Raw genomic sequence first — 18062 nt, 5'->3', positions numbered from 1 at the left:
CAGTCGTTAAAACTACTACGCTATAAAAAGTCTAACTTTTTGGGGTCACATCAAAGTAATCGCTTTTTGATAATATTAGTCGTTAATTGATTCCCATTTCCAATTACGAACTTCAGGCAAGTCCTGACCGTATTCGGCAATGTATTGCTTATGTTCAACAAGTTTATCGCACATAAGTTGATTTAGGTATGCACCCTTATTGCCAAGTTGAGGCAAGCTTTCAACAGTTGCCTTAACAAGGTGGAAACGGTCGATTTCATTTTGAACACGCATATCGAACGGAGTAGTGATTGTACCTTCTTCCATATAACCGAAAACGTGAAGATTTCTGTTATGTCTGTTATATGTAAGTTCGTGTACAAGTTTTCTGTAACCGTGGAACGCGAATATAATCGGCTTATCTTTTGTAAAGATTGAATCGTATTCAACATCGCTAAGACCGTGAGGGTGTTCAGACTGTGGTTGAAGTTTCATAAGGTCAACTACGTTTACGACACGAATCTTTAAATCAGGCATATTCTTATGAAGAATTGTAGCTGCCGCAAGAATTTCAAGTGTCGGTGTATCACCGCAGCAAGCAAGTACAACATCAGGTTCACAACCCTTATCGTTTGATGCCCAATCCCAAATACCGATACCTTGTGTACAGTGCTTAACAGCCTGTTCCATTGTAAGCCATTGCGGACGTGGGTGCTTTGATGTTACAAGAACGTTTACATAGTTCTTACTTCTGATACAGTGGTCAAAGCATGATAGCAAGCAGTTGGCATCCGGCGGAAGATAAATTCTTGCAACATCTGCTTTCTTATTTGAAATATGGTCAAGGAATCCCGGATCCTGGTGTGTAAAACCGTTATGGTCTTGTTGCCATACGTTTGATGACAAGATAAGGTTTAGCGATGCAATCTTTTGACGCCATGGAAGTTCCGATGTAACCTTTAACCATTTAGCATGCTGTGCGGCCATTGAATCGATTATTCTGATAAATGCCTCGTAACTTGCAAAGAAACCGTGACGACCTGTCAAAATATAGCCCTCAAGCCAACCTTCACACATATGTTCCGAAAGCATTGAGTCCATAACTCTGCCGTCTGTTGCAAGGAATTCGTCATTGTCGTATTTTTCACCGTTCCAGTCACGGTTTGTTTCTTCAAATACTTTGCCAAGTCTGTTTGACATAGTTTCGTCAGGACCGAATATGCGGAAGTTTTTGCTTTCCTTGTTTAGTTTGAATATGTCACGAACAAATCCGCCAAGCTCAATCATATCCTGTCCCTCGACAGAACCAGGGAACGGTACGTCAAATGCATAATCTCTGAAATCAGGCATACGTAAATCTCTTAAAAGCAAACCGCCGTTTGCGTGTGGGTTAGCACCCATTCTGTGATTGCCCTCAGGAGCAAGTGCGGCGATTTCAGGAACAAGTCTGCCGTTTTCGTCGAATAATTCTTCGGGTTTGTAGCTTAACATCCATTCTTTTAGCTGGTCAAGATGTTCCGGCTTTGACATATCCATAGGGACTTGGTGTGCTCTGAATGTACCTTCGATTTGATTTCCGTCAACAACCTTTGGACCTGTCCAGCCCTTTGGTGTACGAAGAACGATCATAGGCCACTTTGGACGTGACGCGTCATTGTTTTCGCGTGCATTTTTTTGGATTGCCTTAATCTTTTCGATTACTGTATCCATAGTTTCTGCCATTAGTTTGTGCATTGTTATAGGGTCATCGCCCTCAACAAAGTACGGTTCCCAACCACATCCCTTGAAGAATGATTCGATTTCTTCGTGTGATATACGCGAGAAAATTGTTGGGTTTGAAATTTTGTATCCGTTTAAGTGAAGTATAGGTAATACCGCACCGTCATTTATTGGGTTTAGGAATTTGTTTGATTGCCATGCTGTTGCAAGAGGACCTGTTTCAGCCTCACCGTCACCGACAACACAAGCAGTGATAAGATCGGGATTATCGAATACCGAACCGAATGCGTGTGCAAGTGAGTAACCAAGCTCACCGCCTTCGTTGATTGAACCCGGTGTTTCGGGTGCAACGTGGCTTGAAATACCGCCCGGGAATGAGAACTGCTTAAACAGTTTTTTCATACCCTCTGTATCTTGGCTTACGTTCGGATATACTTCCGAATAAGAGCCTTCCATATATGTATTTGCCACCATAAAGTTACCGCCGTGTCCCGGACCTGAAATGTAAATCATATCAAGGTCGTAACGCTTAATAACTCTGTTTAAGTGAGTGTAAACAAAGTTTTGACCCGGCACTGTACCCCAGTGACCTACTATTTTGTGCTTTACGTGTTCTCTTTTAAGAGGCTCTCTCAAAAGAGGGTTGTCAAGTAAGTAAAGTTGACCTGCCGCAAGATAGTTCGCAGCTCTCCACCATGCGTTCATTTTTGTAAGCATTTCGTCGCATAATGGCTGTTTTTCCAAACAATCATTTGAATTCATAAAAATTCTCCCTCCGTTTTTTTTACATGGCAATTTTATTCCCAAGCCGTAAAATTAAATGTCTAAAAATTGTCATACTACTCTCCAAGATTAAATTATACGCCTGTGTTAAATATTTGTCAATGCTTATTTTGACAAGATTAGCCTTTGTTTTTGGGATATAACTGTTCACTTTTTTGTTGCGTGTTTCTAACAAAAAAAGCAACAAAGACAAGCTTTATCGACTTGCTTTTGTTAAGCTTGTTGGTGATTTCTGAAATATGTAATATTTGAACATAATTCAAATGAAAAATATCGGAACGATAGAACAAAATCTTGAGCAGAGTTTAAATGCAATAAAAGCAGCGGCGGAAAATGTAAATCATCAAAGGTAGTGTAAAAACGAATAACCCCTGTAAGGGACGGAACATGGAGAACAGATAATGGTAAAGTTATTGGCGATGATAGTTACGGTTATAATAGTCATAATAGACATCAGCAGAATGTAAAATTTGAAAATAAAAAATTCAGCTCCGTTAATACGGAGCTGAATTTTTTTATTATCTTTCACTTGAGAATGTCAAAAATATTATGCCACAATAGTACAAAATCAGACTATCTGAAATTGTACTAAACGGAGGCGGACTATGTCGGTGCGGTATATGAGGAATATGCGAAGTCTGTAGGACTGTCATATACGGGGTTGATTATTCTGTATGAAATTTATGAAATTGAAAACTGCATGCAAAAGAAGTTATGTGAATATTGTTTTATACCTAAGCAGACCGTTAATGCGGTGGTAACGTCTTTTTACAAAAACGGTTGGATTATGTTAGAGGAAATGCCGCAGGACAGGCGGAACAAGACAATTCACCTAACCGAAAAGACACTGAAGAAATATTAGAAAAAGTCAAAGAAAACGAAAACAAAGCAATGGAGAAGTTAAGCGAAGATGAACATGAAACGCTTATGTCGCTTACAAAAAAGTATGTTACCTGTTTTAAAGGTGTTATATTGAAAGGATAAAAATGAGTAAAAATAATCAAGATGTTTTAAATCGTCCGATACATTTAAAAATGTTAATCGGATTTTCATTGCCGACGATTTTGTCAATGGTATTTATGAGTATTTACACGACTGTTGACGGACTGTTCGTGGCAAGGCTTGGACGGCGTGTGGCGGTCAATGCCGATAGACGAATTTCTGTCATTTGCAATGAGCGTGTACTATTTTAGAAAATTGTATTTCAGAAAAGTAAAAGTATGATAAAATATGGCTGTACTACATTAACAGTACAGTCATATTTTTTAATATAACACTGACAGTCCGATACTTTATCGACAAAATATGATATAATTATCAAAATAATTAAATTTAATCATTGCAAAATTAAGAAAGGTGTGAGTATTATGGGACTTTTTGGTGAATTGGCTGCAGCTTTGATTGGAGCCGCAATAGATGGCAGTGCAGAGGAAGAAAGAGTGGAAATGGAAAGACGAAACAGACAGGAGGCATATGAGCAACAGTTGGAATTAGAACAAAAAAGGCAGGAGGAAGCCAAAAGACAACGTCGCCACGAGAACGCTACATTAATTATTAACGGAATTTTTTCATTATTGGAATCGGCATCAGGAAATAGTAATGATGAAGACAATTATTAAACCAAAACAATTTTTCGGAGGTATTATATAAAATGTTACTTATGAAATTATCAGATAAAAGCAAGAAATATTACTTGGATTTGTCATTATATTTAGCCAAATCTGACGGTTTTTTCAGTGATATCGAAAAAAAGTTAATAGATACACAGTGTGCAGAAATGGGAATAGATAATAATGATTATACGGAAGAATTAAGCTTTGAAGAAGTATGTCAAACAATAAGAACTTCAGCAACAAACAATGAGAAAAAGATTATTTTTATAGAACTTATATCTCTTGCTTTCGTTGATGAAGAATTCACAGATGAGGAAAATGTATTTGTTGAACAAGTCAGAAGACTGTTAGAAATTCCTGAAGAAGTATCAGAGCAGGCGATCGATATTATTTCAAATATAGTAAAATATACAAAAACGTTGGAAGACTTTGTTGAATGGTAAATTTAGAAGGTGAAGAATTATGATGAAAACAATAAACGTTAAAACGTGTAAAAAATGTGCTTTTTGTAAGTATTGGTATGATCCTACAAACGCATATATCAATCCCAGAAATCCAAGAATGAATTTGTGGGAACTTGACAGTAATGCAACATGTATTTGCATTCAAAAAAATATTAAATTACCGGCATCTTCAGTATGTTCCAAATATGAATGTAAGATTGTGTTAATGTAATTTTTTGAGCCTGTCGATATTTTATTGACAGGCTCAAAGTTTTATTTTGAGTTACATCATAAAATACAATCCCCAATCTTGATCGTTTGCATATGGGTCGGCGTAGTTTGCGGATATACCGTTTATCGAGGTAGGGTAGACGTATGCACAAGTGGCGGTGCCGTCGGAGTTCAGTAGACTAAGCACGGAGCGGTGAGAATAATCCGCTCTTTTTTTATACTCGTTTGAGCCTATAATATCGCCGTAATCGCTATACGCATTACCTGTAAGCGCACTCCAATAATGTGGGAAAGTATCGCCGTACAGTCGACATTTGCCGAACCAATAACCGTCCCAATGACGTATGGCGGTTTCGTACAAATGACAGTCGGGCTGTAAGCCGTTAAAAAGTTCTAGTACATCAAGTTGAATTTTTGCAGCGTCAAGATACTTATTCTCATTTGTAACAATATATGTTTGAAGTAAAATGTTCGTCGCCGGTGCGACTATGCTCTGCTCATAATTTACTTCGTGTGCGGGATAATCAAGTGCTGTTTCGGCGATATAATCGGCATGTTTTTTAAACCATGCAATCATATTATCCGCCATATCAGTCATACCGCTTTCTCTTAAACACTCAACAAGTTTTACAATCGGCACTTCAATAGCATAAAAATGCTCACCGCCTTGATTGTAAAAAAACAACATAATCTTATACGCAATTTCAAGCATATTTTTGTCCCCAAACAATTTGTAAAGTTCAATATAAAACAAGCTGAACCACGGATAATTGTAAAGGCGGGTAAAGGAATTATCGTAATTGTAGTCATTGAACACCTCGCCTGTTTCGATGCAAACAAGGTTGTTTTGTACGTATTTTATGTACTTTTTAAGACTATTTAAAAGTACTTCGTCATTGTGATTTTGCAGATATTTTGCAATAAGCACTCCCATACCGACACGCTCACGACCTCCGTTAAAGTCGTATTCACGATTATAATATATATGCTTTTCCTCATTGTCATAGATAAGATATGCACCGTCAAGCTTGCTTTTCGGATTGTTGTATTGCTGATTTTCAGCGATAAAATGACATCTGTTTTTAGCAAGTTCATCAAAACAAGGCAAGACCAAAATGTTGCAGTGAGTAACAACATCGTCAATATTTATCGAATATGAATACTTTTTCGGTGTATCGGCTTTTGTTGAAATGACAATTTCATTGTTTTCGATTTTGTAGTCAACAGATTTGTTATTTTCTCTGATTTGCACCTCAGAAAAATCAAAGTTAGGTGAAACGGTTATATTGATATTTTCACCGCTGAACAGTACGAAATTTTCAGCCGAAACATTGATAAAGCAATTGCATAGTTGATTAACTTTGCTGTAAAAATCGTTTTTGCCGTTATGCCAAAATAATTTCCATTCAATCGTAAAACTTTCATTCGGCACAAGTGCGACAGGTGACGGGTGAAGAATAAAATCACCTCTGTCGTTGCTGATTTTTTCAAAATCACGCTCGACACTGTAACCTGAAAGACTTCCATCGGTCAGCACAAGTCCGAGGTGTGGAGCTTCGCCACCCATTCTAAGACACATAACATACGAAATATTTTCGCCACACCAAATATGTGTGTGACATTTTGTCGTCATACACGCTTTAGCACCGCAGGTGTAATCATCATTAAAAGGTGTGTATATCGAAATATCTTTCAGTGACGTAAAAATGTCCTTGTCGGTGGTGTTCGTGAACGTGTATCGCTCTGTGATTATATCGCCTGATTGAGAGGAAGTCTTGTTTACGGAAATGCCTTTAGGGCATTTAACCGTACCCCATTCGGTGTTTCCCTCAATCCAATTCATTTTGTATTTATCGTTTGCGTTTATCAATTCTTTCATAAAATTAATCCTTTCTTTTATTATTAATATTTCCACATCTTTATCGCACGGCTTTGTTGCCTGAATTGATTAGGAGTGACTTCTTTTATTTTCTTAAATACGCGGTTAAAATACTGACTGTTGTCGTAACCGCACATTTTATAAATATCGTGTATCGGAATTTTTGACTCGCATAAAAGCAGACATGCGCGTTGAATTTTGAGCGCATTTATATAGTGAGTAATCGTAATGCCTGTGTGTTCTTTGAATACACGGCAAAGATGACTTTTTGTTATGCCGAAATGCTCCGAAAGAGCGTCAAGTCCTTTGATTTCAAGGTAGTTTTTCTGTATGTAATTTCCGATTGTTGATAAATCGGAATCGAATGTGCGTTTGGCATTCGGATTGCTGAAAGGAATGTGCTTGTACAATATGTCAACTATTGCAAGCATACAGTCGTTACGCATATCAACGTTGTTGTAAGCAGTGAGCGAATATGTGCGGATAATCGGGAGTAAGTCGGGAGGGAGCGATATAAGCGGAGTTTTGAAACATTCCGTTATTTTGTAGTATTGCGATTTAGTAAAATGCTCTTTTATGTATGCGTCCGAAAATTCTATACATATTCCCAAAAAAGTACCGTCTCCGAAACTTCTGTGCGGAGTTGAGGCAGGAATCATAAGCGCGTCACCTGTGACGACTTTGTAAAGCACGTTACCTAAATACATACGCCGTTCACCGTTGCAGACAATATAAATTTCATACGCACCGTGTGATTCGTATATCGGATTGACGTTGCCTTGATCTCTGTCCTCAATCCAAAAATAAATGTTGTCGGCAGTGTTGGACTGTAATACCTCCATAAATTTTCCACTCCTTTCAAAATGTTTTTCGATATTTTGATTGTATATTATGATAATCAAATTTTCAATAGCAATATCACATTTCAGAGCAATAAATATCAAAATTGTTTCACTTTCAAAATGAAACAATTCTTGATTTACTTTAAATAAATGGTATAATTAAATTAATTATTTATTCGGAAAGGATTATGGTATTATGAAAGCAAAATTGACAAAGCCGCCTATGGGGTGGAACAGTTGGGATTGTTACGGTGCGAGCGTTACGGAGGAGGAAGTAAGACGTAATGCGGAGTATATGGAGAAAAATTTAAAGGAGTTCGGTTGGGAGTATGTGGTTGTTGACATACAGTGGTTTGAGCCGAACGCAAAAAGTGCGGATTACAACAAAGACGCATCGCTTATAATGGATGAGTATTCACGTCTTATGCCTGCGGTAAATCGTTTTCCATCGGCAGAGGGCGGAAAGGGCTTTAAACCGCTTGCCGATTATATACACAGTCTTGGATTGAAATTCGGTATACATATTTTAAGAGGTATTCCGAAACAGGCGGTAAGACAGAACACAAAGATTTTGGGTACAACTCATACGGCGGCGGAAATAGCCGATTTCGGAAGTGTATGTGATTGGAACAGCGATATGTGCGGTGTTGATATGAGCCGTGACGGTGCACAGGAATATTATAATTCGATAATCAAAATGTACGCCGAATGGGGTGTGGATTTTATAAAGGTAGACGATATTGCAAGACCGTATCACAAGTCGGAAATTGAGGGTGTACAAAATGCGATACAGGCAAGCGGCCGTGATATAATTTTATCGCTTTCACCCGGTGAAGCACCGCTTAAAGAGGCGAAACACCTTAATGAATATGCACATATGTGGCGAATGACCGATGATTTTTGGGACGGTTGGGAACAGCTTAAAAAGATGTTTGACTATTGCCGTAATTGGTTTCCGTATGTGTGTGACGGCGGTTATCCCGACTGCGATATGCTGCCGCTCGGCAGAATAGGTATTCGTTCGCATGGCGGTGACAGAATGACTAATTTCACGCGTGACGAACAACGAATGATGATGACTCTTTGGAGTATGTTCCGTTCACCGTTGATGTTTGGCGGCGATATGGTGTATAACGATGAATTTACGCTGTCACTTATTACAAACAAAACGATTATCGAAATCGACCAAAACGGTTATGCCGGCAGAGAGGTTTACAGAAAAGGCAATGAAATCGTTTGGGCGGCAAACGGAAAAGACGGTAAATATTACGTTGCTCAATTCAATATCGGTGAAGAAGAAATTACCGCAAAAACCGATTTGGCGTTCGTGGGTATTATGCCGAACGAGAATGTAAAAATAACCGAAGTATGGGAAAATAAAAAGGCAGAACTAAACGATAATACAATCATTTCAACTGTTCCGCCGCACGGTGTGAAATTGTTTGAAATCGTGCTATAATGAGCATACGAAGTGTGCGATAATTGTACCTAACGCAATTCCGCCGATAATATCGGACGGATAGTGAATGTATAGATATAATCTTGAAAACGCAATGACACTTGCCAACAAAAATGCGGGATACGCAAACATTATATCAGTGTGCAACAAAACGGCTGCGGCAATGAATGATGACATAGTATGGCAAGACGGAAATGAATAGTCGTACGGTATCGGAATTAAAAGCGATACCGCACGGTTTATCCAACAAGGACGAGGACGGCAGATAATGTTTTTAAGTAAACAGTTGCCGATTAACACGCCCATAATAAGACCGACAAGTATGAGAACACCTGCTTGTCGGTATTTTTTATAACAGATTAATAGAAATGATATTGCTATCCAGATTATACCTCCGTCACCGAGTGATGAGCATTTTATCATTAACGAATCTAAGAATTTACAACGTAATTTATTTTGAATTAAGTCCAAAATCAGAAAATCAACTGTCTGTATCATAAAATCACACTTCTTTCTAAAATTCATTTGTTTTATAAGATGATTTTATCATACAAATGTAAAATCTGATAGCATATAAATCTAAAGAATTTTTAAAATTTTTATAAAGTGCGTTATTCTTGACAGCAAAATTTAACTAATATATAATGAAAATAAACAGCGAAAGGAGCGAGAAAAATGGGGTTTAGGACAACAAAATTAGGCGAGCGGGTATCGGTGGATACGAGGAAAATGTCAAACGGTGAAAGTGAACTTTTTGAATTTGACGAAGATACCAAGCCGTATTTTGTTGATTACACATTAACGGATTTTATTGTGAAAATGATAAATGAAAAACGCATAACAACGGCACAGATTGCGGATTTAAGTAATTTAGAGCCTAATTACATAAACAAACTGCGTATCGGGCAGATAAAGAAACCGTCACGAGATAAACTTTTGCAACTTGCGTTCGGATTATCGTTTACCGAAGACGAAACTCAACTGCTATTACGTTTGGCAGGACTTTGTGCATTGTATCCGAGATTTAAACGGGATTATATAATTATGACGTGTATAAGAGCAAACAAGAGTATTTGGGAATGTAATGACTATTTAATTGAAAACGGTGTAGATGGAGTGGTTACAGAAGAATGAAGATATTGACTTTTTATGTCAAAACAGGTATAATATTAATTAACTAAAACTATTTGGATATTCTATGCGATTAAGGGAGGTAAAAATGGGGGGCAAAAGGTCAATCATATCATTAATAATCGTCTGTCTTATAGGTTGTATGTTATGCGGCTGCGATAAAAAGCAGGATACAGAAAAAGAAATCGGCAAAAATGCACCTAAAATTGTGGTAGGCAGCGACAATTATCCTCCTTTCAATTATATGGACGAGAACGGAAATCCGACAGGTATTGATGTTGATATTGCTACCGAGGCTTTTAAAAGATTGGGCTACCGTGTCGAATTTGTAAATATTGAATGGGAAGATAAAAAGAATTTAGTTGAAAACGGCGATATAGATTGTATTTGGGGCTGTTTTTCAATCAAAGGACGTGAGAACGATTATAAGTGGACAAAACCGTATATGGTCAGCCGACAAGTGGTGGCGGTCAATAAAAGCAGTAATATATATTCTTTGAGTGACCTTGAAGGTAAAATTATTGCGGTTCAATCCACTACAAAGCCTGAGGAAATTTTTCTAAACCGTACCGACAGTAAAATTCCCGAAGTAAAAGAGGTGTTCAGTTTAGAGGACAGGGAGCAGATATACACATACTTGGGAAAAGGGTATGTTGACGCGATTTCGGCACACGAAACGGCGATAAGACAATATATGCAGGATTATGATATGGATTACAGAATTTTAGACGAGAGCATATTTGTTACGGGAATCGGTGCGGCATTTGCTATAAATGACGATAGAGGAATTGAAGAAAAATTATCCGAAAAGTTTGATGAAATGCAGAAAGACGGCACAATGGAGATTATCGTAAGCAAATATCTTTCCAATGCCTATAAGTATTTGGAGGTGGACAGCCTTGAATGATAAAAAGTTTGAAAATGTCCGCAGCGGTAAAAGTTTTTGGTATAAAGAAATTATATTCGGAATTATTTTTTTGATAATTGTATTTGTCGGTTCTGCACAGGTCGACAAAAAAGCAGCTAAATCTCAAGTCAATTCTACTATAAGCTATGTTAAAACTCAATGCTCAATATATGCAAGATACAATGACGCAACGGAAACAAAAACGCTTATGAGAGTTATAGTAAATACGCAACAGGTAAATCGAGATATAGAGTTTTGCGGTTCGGAGCTTGATGTGGAAGCGTTGAAAAAATATGCGTCTGAACAACGTCTGACAGGTATTATAGTAATGGACGAAAACGGCAAAGTCGAAGAAGAGTGCAGCAGTGACGGATTAAATTCCGAAAGCTTGAAAAAATATATACAAAAAACTGCAGTGCTTGACGTTGCAAAATATCCGAAAAAGACTTATACGGCACATATTGATTTTGCTGACGGTTCGTATGTCAACTTAGCGTCACAGGGAAGAATTGATAAAACAGGTGTGATAGTTGGATTTCATCATACTAACGCTGAGTATGCAAAAAATTATAACCTTACTGTGCAAAGCTTACTTTCGGGATATGATACATATCGTGACGGAATAATCGCAATAACAGACGGACACAAAATAGTGGCGTCTAACGATGAAAGTATGGTAGGTAAAAACGTTAAAGAAAACGAGGTTGTCAGAAAACTGAGAAATAACGGTAAAATCGGCAAATTGGTTAGAGTACAGAATAAGTTTGAAGGCTATTACGGCAGTATGGATAAGAGCAGAGATTACTATATATATGTGTATCTGCCGGAATGTACGGTTTTTGAAATTGTACCGAGAAATATACTCTATGCGCTTGCAATGTATATAACATTGCTTATTATTATCCAACTTATCAAGCAGAGTTCGGAAAGAAAGTACCTTGTTGAACAGAATAAACGTGAGAAGGAATACAAGGAAAAGCTTATGGAATCAGCGAAAAAGGCAGAACAGGCAAACACTGCAAAGACGGAATTTTTACAGCGAATGAGCCACGATATTCGCACGCCGATAAACGGTATACGCGGTATGATAGAGCTTGCGGATTATTACAGTGATGATTTGCAAAAACAGGAGGAATGTCGTAAAAAGATATGGGACGCGTCCGGATTGTTGCTTGAATTGATTAATGAAGTACTTGATATGGGTAAACTTGAATCCGGCGAAATTCTTCTTGAAGAACGTGAATTTAATTTAAAAAAGTTGCTTGGTGACATTGTTAATGTGGTCGAGAAACAGTCGAAAGAACATCAGCTTGAAATTGTTCAATGCGATTATCAGATTGAACATTGGAACTTGATCGGAAGTCCTATACATATAAAGCGTATGCTTATGAACATATTGAGCAATGCCGTTAAGTATAACAGGTACAATGGCAAGATTATACTTGATTGCCGAGAGGTGAGTTGTATCGGTAATGTGGCGCTGATTGAATTTATTTGTAAGGATACAGGTATCGGAATGAGTAAGGAATTTCAGGAACATATTTTTGAGCCGTTCGCACAGGAATTTAACAGTGCAAGAAGTTCGTTCGGCGGTACCGGTCTTGGTATGCCGATTGCGAAAAGCCTTGTTGAAACAATGGGTGGCAATATTGAATTTGAAAGTGAAAAAAATGTCGGAACTACTTTCAGATTGAAAATTCCGTTTAAGATTGATGATTGCGTTCATATCGAAGAACCGACAGAGGAAGAACATAATGTTTCCATAGAGGGAGTACGCGTGCTTGTTGCGGAAGATAATGACCTTAATATGGAGATTACGGAATTTGTGCTTTCATCAGTCGGCGCGGTGGTAATAAAAGCGTCAAACGGTCAAGAGGCAATAGAGATTTTTGAAAAATCTGAAGTCGGAGAAATTGACATTATATTGATGGACGTTATGATGCCGGGCGTTGACGGATTGGCTGCAACACGAATTATACGCTCAATGAGCAGAGAGGACGCAAAGACAATACCGATTATCGCAATGACTGCAAATGCGTTTTCGGAGGATCGTCTCAGAGCTGTTGAGGCAGGTATGAATGAACATCTTGCAAAACCGCTTGAATCGACTGTTATTATTAAAACGATTGCGAAATATTTGAAAGAAGAATAATAAAAAAGCAGATACTGTGTTGTATCTGCTTTTTTGTACATTATATACAAATAATTCCAATAAAAACTGTATAAAAGGTAAAAATTAACAAATGAGTATTTACAAATTAAGTAATATATGCTATTATATATACAGATAACAGGTAAAGCTATCCAAAAAATACTTAAATTATTTAATTTACAAAGGAGTGTGTTTACTATGTTAAAGAAAATTGTTTCAGGAATGTTGGCAGCGGGAATGATGTTGGCGAGTGTATCGGCATTTGCCTGTGATTGCGGATCGGAGTACAAAAAAACTTATGAGTATCCATACATCGGAAATGACAAGCACCAGGTAGCATACCGCTGCAGTAATCCGAATTGCGATGATCCGTTTACATTGGTAGGAACATACGATTGTACATACGAGTGGGTTGAATATGAAAATCCGGATACATGGTCAATTTCGTGGGTTCAAATGTGTACTGTTTGCGGACATATTAAAGATTAAAACAAAATAAATGCCACATCGAAAGATGTGGCATTTTTGATTGCAGATAAAGCCATAACTGTTTTATCTACAATTTGATATATGCTTTAATGTACAAAATATGATTAAGATTTTTGCACACAATTAACAAATTTGCCGAAAGGACTTTATTTTTTGTCTAAAATGTAGTAAAATATTCCTTGTAGCGTTGTAGAACAGTAGTCTGTAAAAAACAGAACAAAATTTTTATGTAAAACGGAAGGACGGAGAAAAATGGAACAAAATTTACATCAAACGCAAACTGTTACAGTTATTGCACTTATAATCTTTGCATTAATAATGATTGCAATAGGTATATTCAGTGCAAGAAAGACGAAAACAATGGACGGATTTCTGCTTGGCGGCAGAAAAATCGGTGCATGGGTAAGTGCTTTTGCATACGGTACGTCATATTTTTCGGCAGTTATTTTTGTAGGCTATGCGGGACAGCATGGCTGGAACATCGGTTTGGGCAGTATTTGGATAGGCATAGGTAATGCGATATTCGGCTGTCTGCTTGCGTGGATGCTTTTGGCAAAACGCACACGAACGATGACACATACTTTAAAATCAAAAACTATGCCTGAATTTTTTGAAGGGCGATTTAATTCAACAAAGATGAAAGTCTTTGCCGCGATTATTATATTCGTATTCCTTGTACCGTACAGTGCGGCGGTTTATAAAGGACTCGGCTCAATGTTCACAACGATTTTCCCAACGGTATCGGTTAATACATGGATGCTTGTTATAGCAGTTTTGACGGCGATTTATCTTGTTCTCGGCGGATATGTCGCAACGGCATACACCGACTTTGTACAAGGCATAATTATGATTGTCGGAGTATTTGCAATGGTAGTTGCTATTGTTAAAAATCCGAACGTAGGCGGTTTTTCACACTTCTTCTCAAATCTTGCGTCTGTTGCCGATAACGGTGACAAGATAACGGGCGCTCAGCTTACAAGCTGGTACGGCGGAGCAAATTGGAAATTCCTATGCGTAAATATTTTGCTTACAAGTTTCGGTACATGGGGACTTCCTCAAATGGTTAGCAAATATTATGCGGTTAAAGATATTAAATCAATTCATAAAGCGACTGTTATTTCAACAGTATTTGCACTTATAATCGGTGCGGGTGCATACTTTGTCGGCTCGCTTTCAAGACTTGTTTTGAATAACCAACTGCCTGAAGGCGGAGTTGACGCGGTTATTCCGAACACATTGCTTACAGCACTCGGTGACCCTAATATCGTAACAACAATCATTCTTGCGGTAATACTTATTCTTTTGTTGTCGGCGTCAATGTCAACGCTTTCATCAATCGTTTTGTCATCTGCATCGGCTATTTCGGTTGACTTAATTCCGGCAGTGAATAAGAATTACAGCGGAAAAAATCAAATGATTTTAACAAGAGCACTCTGTCTTTTGTTCGTTGCACTTTCATACATATTCGCAACGGGCAACATTACGATTATAGTAAATATTATGTCATTCAGTTGGGGCATAGTATCGGGCTGTTTTATCGGTCCTTACATATGGGGTATTTATTCAAAGAAAACAACAAAAGCAGGTGCCTGGGCAGGTATGATTCTTGGATTTTTGACTGTTGCGGTTACAACAATCGTGCTTACATCAATGAATACCGCAAGCTGTGATACTGTATACGAAGCATTCAAGCTTGCCGCAAAGAAAGCACCTGAAATGGGTGTTGCCGCAATGGCTGTGTCACTTGCAGCAGTGCCTGTTGTATCAATGTTTACAAAAAAATATGATGATAAATTCCTTGACGGAGTGTTTGCAAAGACAGCCGACGAGGATTAAAAAGGAGATATTATAAAAATGCCAATTACTGAACTACTTGAAAAAAACGCACAAATGTACGGTGATGAGGTAAGCCTTGTGGAGATTAACCCAAAGGCTATGGAACACGCAAAGGTTACATGGAGAGAATACTCTCTTATCGAAACAAACCCTATGGAGGCAGGTCGTACCGAGATAACTTGGAAAGAGTTTGACAAAAGGTCAAACCGATTTGCGAATTTGCTTCTAAGCCGTGGTATTAAAAAAGGCGACAAGGTTGCTATACTTCTTATGAACTGTCTTGAATGGCTGCCGATATACTTCGGTATATTGAAAGCCGGAGCAATCGCTGTGCCGTTAAATTACAGATATACGGCTGACGAGATTAAGTATTGTCTTGAACTTGCAGAGGCTGATGTGCTTGTGTTCGGTCCTGAATTTATCGGCAGAGTTGAGGAAATAAGCGACAGAATACCGGGCGTAAAGCAGACGTTTTATGTGGGTGCGGAATGTCCTACATTTGCGGAGAGCTATGACTATCTTGTTAAATTTATGCGTAGTATTAAGCCTGATGTTGAAATAACTGACGACGATAATGCCGCAATATATTTTTCATCGGGAACAACAGGTTTCCCGAAAGCGATTTTACACGCACACAGAAGCCTTGTTCATTCCGCAAATGTTGAACAAAAACATCACGGACAAACTCATAATGATGTATTTTTGTGCATACCTCCGCTTTACCATACGGGTGCAAAAATGCACTGGTTCGGAAGTCTTATTTCGGGCGGTAAAGCCGTACTTCTAAAGGGTATAAAGCCTGAATGGATTTTACAGGCTGTGTCGGAAGAAGAATGTACAATAGTATGGCTTTTAGTGCCGTGGGCACAGGATATACTTGATGCGATTGAAAGCGGTGAAGTAAAACTTGACAAATACAAACTTGACCAATGGCGATTAATGCACATAGGTGCGCAACCTGTTCCGCCGAGTCTTATCAAGAGATGGAAGAAGTATTTTCCTAATCATCAGTATGATACAAACTACGGTCTTAGCGAATCAATCGGACCCGGTTGTGTACATCTTGGCGTTGAGAATATACATAAAGTCGGTGCAATCGGTAAAGCCGGTTACGGTTGGGAAGTTAAGATTGTCGATAAAGACGGCAATACCGTTAAGCAAGGCGAAGTCGGCGAACTTTGCGTAAAAGGTCCGGGCGTAATGCGTTGCTATTATAATGATAAAAAGGCTACCGATGAAGTGTTAAAGGACGGTTGGCTTTTGACGGGTGATGTTGCGAAAGAGGACGAGGACGGATTTATTTACCTTGTTGACAGAGCGAAAGACGTTATCATTTCGGGCGGCGAAAACTTGTATCCGGTACAGATTGAGGACTTTTTAAGAAAACATGATGCAATTAAGGACGTAGCCGTTATCGGTTTGCCTGATACGAGATTGGGCGAGATTGCGGCGGCAATTATTGAATTAAAGCCTGACCACGTCTGTACGGAGGCAGAAATCGAAGATTTCTGCAAGGAATTACCGAGATATAAAAGACCGCATAAGTTTATTTTTGCAGACGTTCCGAGAAATCCTACGGGTAAAATAGAGAAACCGAAACTTCGTGAAATTTATTGCGGTGAAAGCGTTGTCGCAAAACAAATTGAAAATTAAGATTAATTAAAGGAAGGTGTCGCTATGACACCTTTTTTGTTGCAAAATTTTTGAGTTTGTATTATACTGTCTGTAAATAATATGTGAAAAAGATGTGAGTTATAATGGTGGATTATGAAATTAAATATACAAATCGAAAAACACTTGCGATATACATAACGAAAGACGCAAGAGTGGAAGTGCGTTGTAACAAGCGTGTACGCAAAGTGGATATTGAACGGTTTATCTGTGAAAAAGAAAAGTGGATAAACGAAAAACTTGAATTGATGCGTAACAGAAAGAGCGTGTTGATTGGTAACGGAAGCAAGATTTTGTACTTGGGTAAAGAGTATGAAATTGTTGTTTCCGAAAGCAAAGAGGGTATGTACGACGATAAATTTTTTGTACATCCGAGCAGTGACGAAAGATACGTTTATATCGTTTTAGAGAAGTTTTATAAACAAAAAGCAAAAGAAATAATAGCCGAACGACTGCACAAATATGAGCAGATTATGGGCTTGTATTCAACCAAATTCGGTATAACGTCCGCAAATACAAGGTGGGGTTCGTGCAGCGGAAAGAACAGTATCAACTTCACTTGGAAACTTGTTATGGCGGATATTGATGTGATAGATTACGTTGTCGTGCACGAAATCGCACATATAAAAGAAAAAAATCACGGTAAGAATTTTTGGAACTTGGTCGGTAAATATTATCCGAATTATAAATCTGCAAGAGTGTATTTAAGAAATTTATCGGTAAGAATACAGCAAGATAACTGGATATAAAATTTTTTAAAAAAAATTTTTTAAAAATGCAACGTTTTCCTTTGACCGTTTGTTTTATATATGAGGACCTCAAAAAAGCAAAAAAATATTTAAGGTTAAAAACAATTTGGTTATGTATGGAAAGGAAGATTAATTATGAAAAAGTTTATTTGTACAGTTCTTGCGTGTGGTATTTTAAC

At 38.0% G+C, this 18062-nt stretch carries 17 protein-coding genes; 13 read left to right on the top strand and 4 right to left on the bottom strand.

All coding sequences use genetic code 11. From position 1 onward, the window contains the following. Window positions 1-75: 75 nt before the first annotated feature. Window positions 76-2460 carry a phosphoketolase gene (locus ACLTU0_RS05820; RefSeq protein ID WP_412321639.1) on the bottom strand — a complete coding sequence of 795 codons (2385 nt, stop codon included), beginning with the start codon at window positions 2458-2460 and terminating at the stop codon, window positions 76-78. Window positions 2461-3142: 682 nt separating this feature from the next. Between ACLTU0_RS05820 and ACLTU0_RS05815 the strand changes: the two genes are divergently transcribed. From ACLTU0_RS05815 to ACLTU0_RS05795, 5 genes are all read left to right on the top strand, one after another. After that, the gene (locus ACLTU0_RS05815; protein ID WP_412321638.1) at window positions 3143-3343 is read left to right on the top strand and encodes a MarR family transcriptional regulator; all 201 of its coding nucleotides are present in this window, start codon (window positions 3143-3145) and stop codon (window positions 3341-3343) included. Further along, complete coding sequence (locus tag ACLTU0_RS05810) at window positions 3262-3465, top strand: hypothetical protein (protein WP_412321640.1); 204 nt, start codon at window positions 3262-3264, stop codon at window positions 3463-3465. Before ACLTU0_RS05815 ends, ACLTU0_RS05810 begins: the two co-directional genes overlap by 82 nt. 2 nt (window positions 3466-3467) lie before the next feature. Then, window positions 3468-3674, top strand: a complete 207-nt coding sequence (locus ACLTU0_RS05805; protein WP_412321637.1) for a hypothetical protein — start codon at window positions 3468-3470, stop codon at window positions 3672-3674. A 174-nt stretch (window positions 3675-3848) separates the two neighbouring features. Then, window positions 3849-4100: a hypothetical protein gene (locus ACLTU0_RS05800; RefSeq protein WP_412321636.1), complete on the top strand. Its 252-nt coding sequence runs from the start codon at window positions 3849-3851 to the stop codon at window positions 4098-4100. A 32-nt stretch (window positions 4101-4132) separates the two neighbouring features. Next, window positions 4133-4537, top strand: coding sequence for a TerB family tellurite resistance protein (locus ACLTU0_RS05795; RefSeq protein WP_412321635.1), 405 nt, complete (start codon window positions 4133-4135; stop codon window positions 4535-4537). A 283-nt stretch (window positions 4538-4820) separates the two neighbouring features. On the opposite strand, the gene ACLTU0_RS05790 is transcribed toward ACLTU0_RS05795, so the two are convergent. Both ACLTU0_RS05790 and ACLTU0_RS05785 read right to left on the bottom strand, forming a co-directional pair. Further along, window positions 4821-6647: a hypothetical protein gene (locus ACLTU0_RS05790; RefSeq protein WP_412321634.1), complete on the bottom strand. Its 1827-nt coding sequence runs from the start codon at window positions 6645-6647 to the stop codon at window positions 4821-4823. A 23-nt stretch (window positions 6648-6670) separates the two neighbouring features. Continuing rightward, on the bottom strand, window positions 6671-7489 hold the full coding sequence (locus tag ACLTU0_RS05785; RefSeq protein WP_412321633.1) for an AraC family transcriptional regulator: 819 nt from the start codon (window positions 7487-7489) through the stop codon (window positions 6671-6673). A 196-nt stretch (window positions 7490-7685) separates the two neighbouring features. Here ACLTU0_RS05785 and ACLTU0_RS05780 point away from each other — a divergent pair, with 196 nt between their 5' ends. Further along, complete coding sequence (locus ACLTU0_RS05780; protein WP_337599583.1) at window positions 7686-8948, top strand: glycoside hydrolase family 27 protein; 1263 nt, start codon at window positions 7686-7688, stop codon at window positions 8946-8948. Here ACLTU0_RS05780 and ACLTU0_RS05775 read toward each other — a convergent pair. Further along, window positions 8943-9446: a phosphatase PAP2 family protein gene (locus ACLTU0_RS05775; RefSeq protein WP_022229770.1), complete on the bottom strand. Its 504-nt coding sequence runs from the start codon at window positions 9444-9446 to the stop codon at window positions 8943-8945. The two genes, ACLTU0_RS05780 and ACLTU0_RS05775, sit on opposite strands and share 6 nt — an antisense overlap. Window positions 9447-9623: 177 nt before the next feature. On the opposite strand from ACLTU0_RS05775, the gene ACLTU0_RS05770 reads away from it, so the two are divergent. From ACLTU0_RS05770 to ACLTU0_RS05740, 7 genes are all read left to right on the top strand, one after another. Beyond that, complete coding sequence (locus ACLTU0_RS05770; RefSeq protein ID WP_022229771.1) at window positions 9624-10082, top strand: hypothetical protein; 459 nt, start codon at window positions 9624-9626, stop codon at window positions 10080-10082. 85 nt (window positions 10083-10167) lie between these two features. Continuing rightward, complete coding sequence (locus tag ACLTU0_RS05765; protein WP_022229772.1) at window positions 10168-10986, top strand: substrate-binding periplasmic protein; 819 nt, start codon at window positions 10168-10170, stop codon at window positions 10984-10986. After that, window positions 10979-13138, top strand: coding sequence for an ATP-binding protein (locus ACLTU0_RS05760; RefSeq protein ID WP_022229773.1), 2160 nt, complete (start codon window positions 10979-10981; stop codon window positions 13136-13138). Before ACLTU0_RS05765 ends, ACLTU0_RS05760 begins: the two co-directional genes overlap by 8 nt. A gap of 198 nt (window positions 13139-13336) precedes the next feature. Then, window positions 13337-13627, top strand: a complete 291-nt coding sequence (locus ACLTU0_RS05755) for a hypothetical protein (protein ID WP_022229774.1) — start codon at window positions 13337-13339, stop codon at window positions 13625-13627. Between the two features lie 252 nt (window positions 13628-13879). Continuing rightward, on the top strand, window positions 13880-15463 hold the full coding sequence (locus ACLTU0_RS05750) for a sodium:solute symporter family transporter (protein WP_337599582.1): 1584 nt from the start codon (window positions 13880-13882) through the stop codon (window positions 15461-15463). An 18-nt stretch (window positions 15464-15481) separates the two neighbouring features. Beyond that, a complete protein-coding gene (locus tag ACLTU0_RS05745) occupies window positions 15482-17116 on the top strand; it encodes a class I adenylate-forming enzyme family protein (protein ID WP_412321632.1) in 1635 nt (544 codons plus the stop codon). Between the two features lie 104 nt (window positions 17117-17220). Continuing rightward, the gene (locus ACLTU0_RS05740) at window positions 17221-17883 is read left to right on the top strand and encodes a M48 family metallopeptidase (protein WP_412321631.1); all 663 of its coding nucleotides are present in this window, start codon (window positions 17221-17223) and stop codon (window positions 17881-17883) included. The last annotated feature ends 179 nt before the right edge of the window (window positions 17884-18062 follow it).

Origin of the sequence: Hominilimicola sp., from assembly GCF_046972485.1 — a bacterium.
Classification (GTDB): Bacteria; Bacillota; Clostridia; order UBA1381; family UBA1381; genus Hominilimicola; species Hominilimicola fabiformis.
The sequence above is the reverse complement of the archived record's forward strand: the minus strand, read 5'-3'. Positions and strand labels throughout refer to the sequence as shown.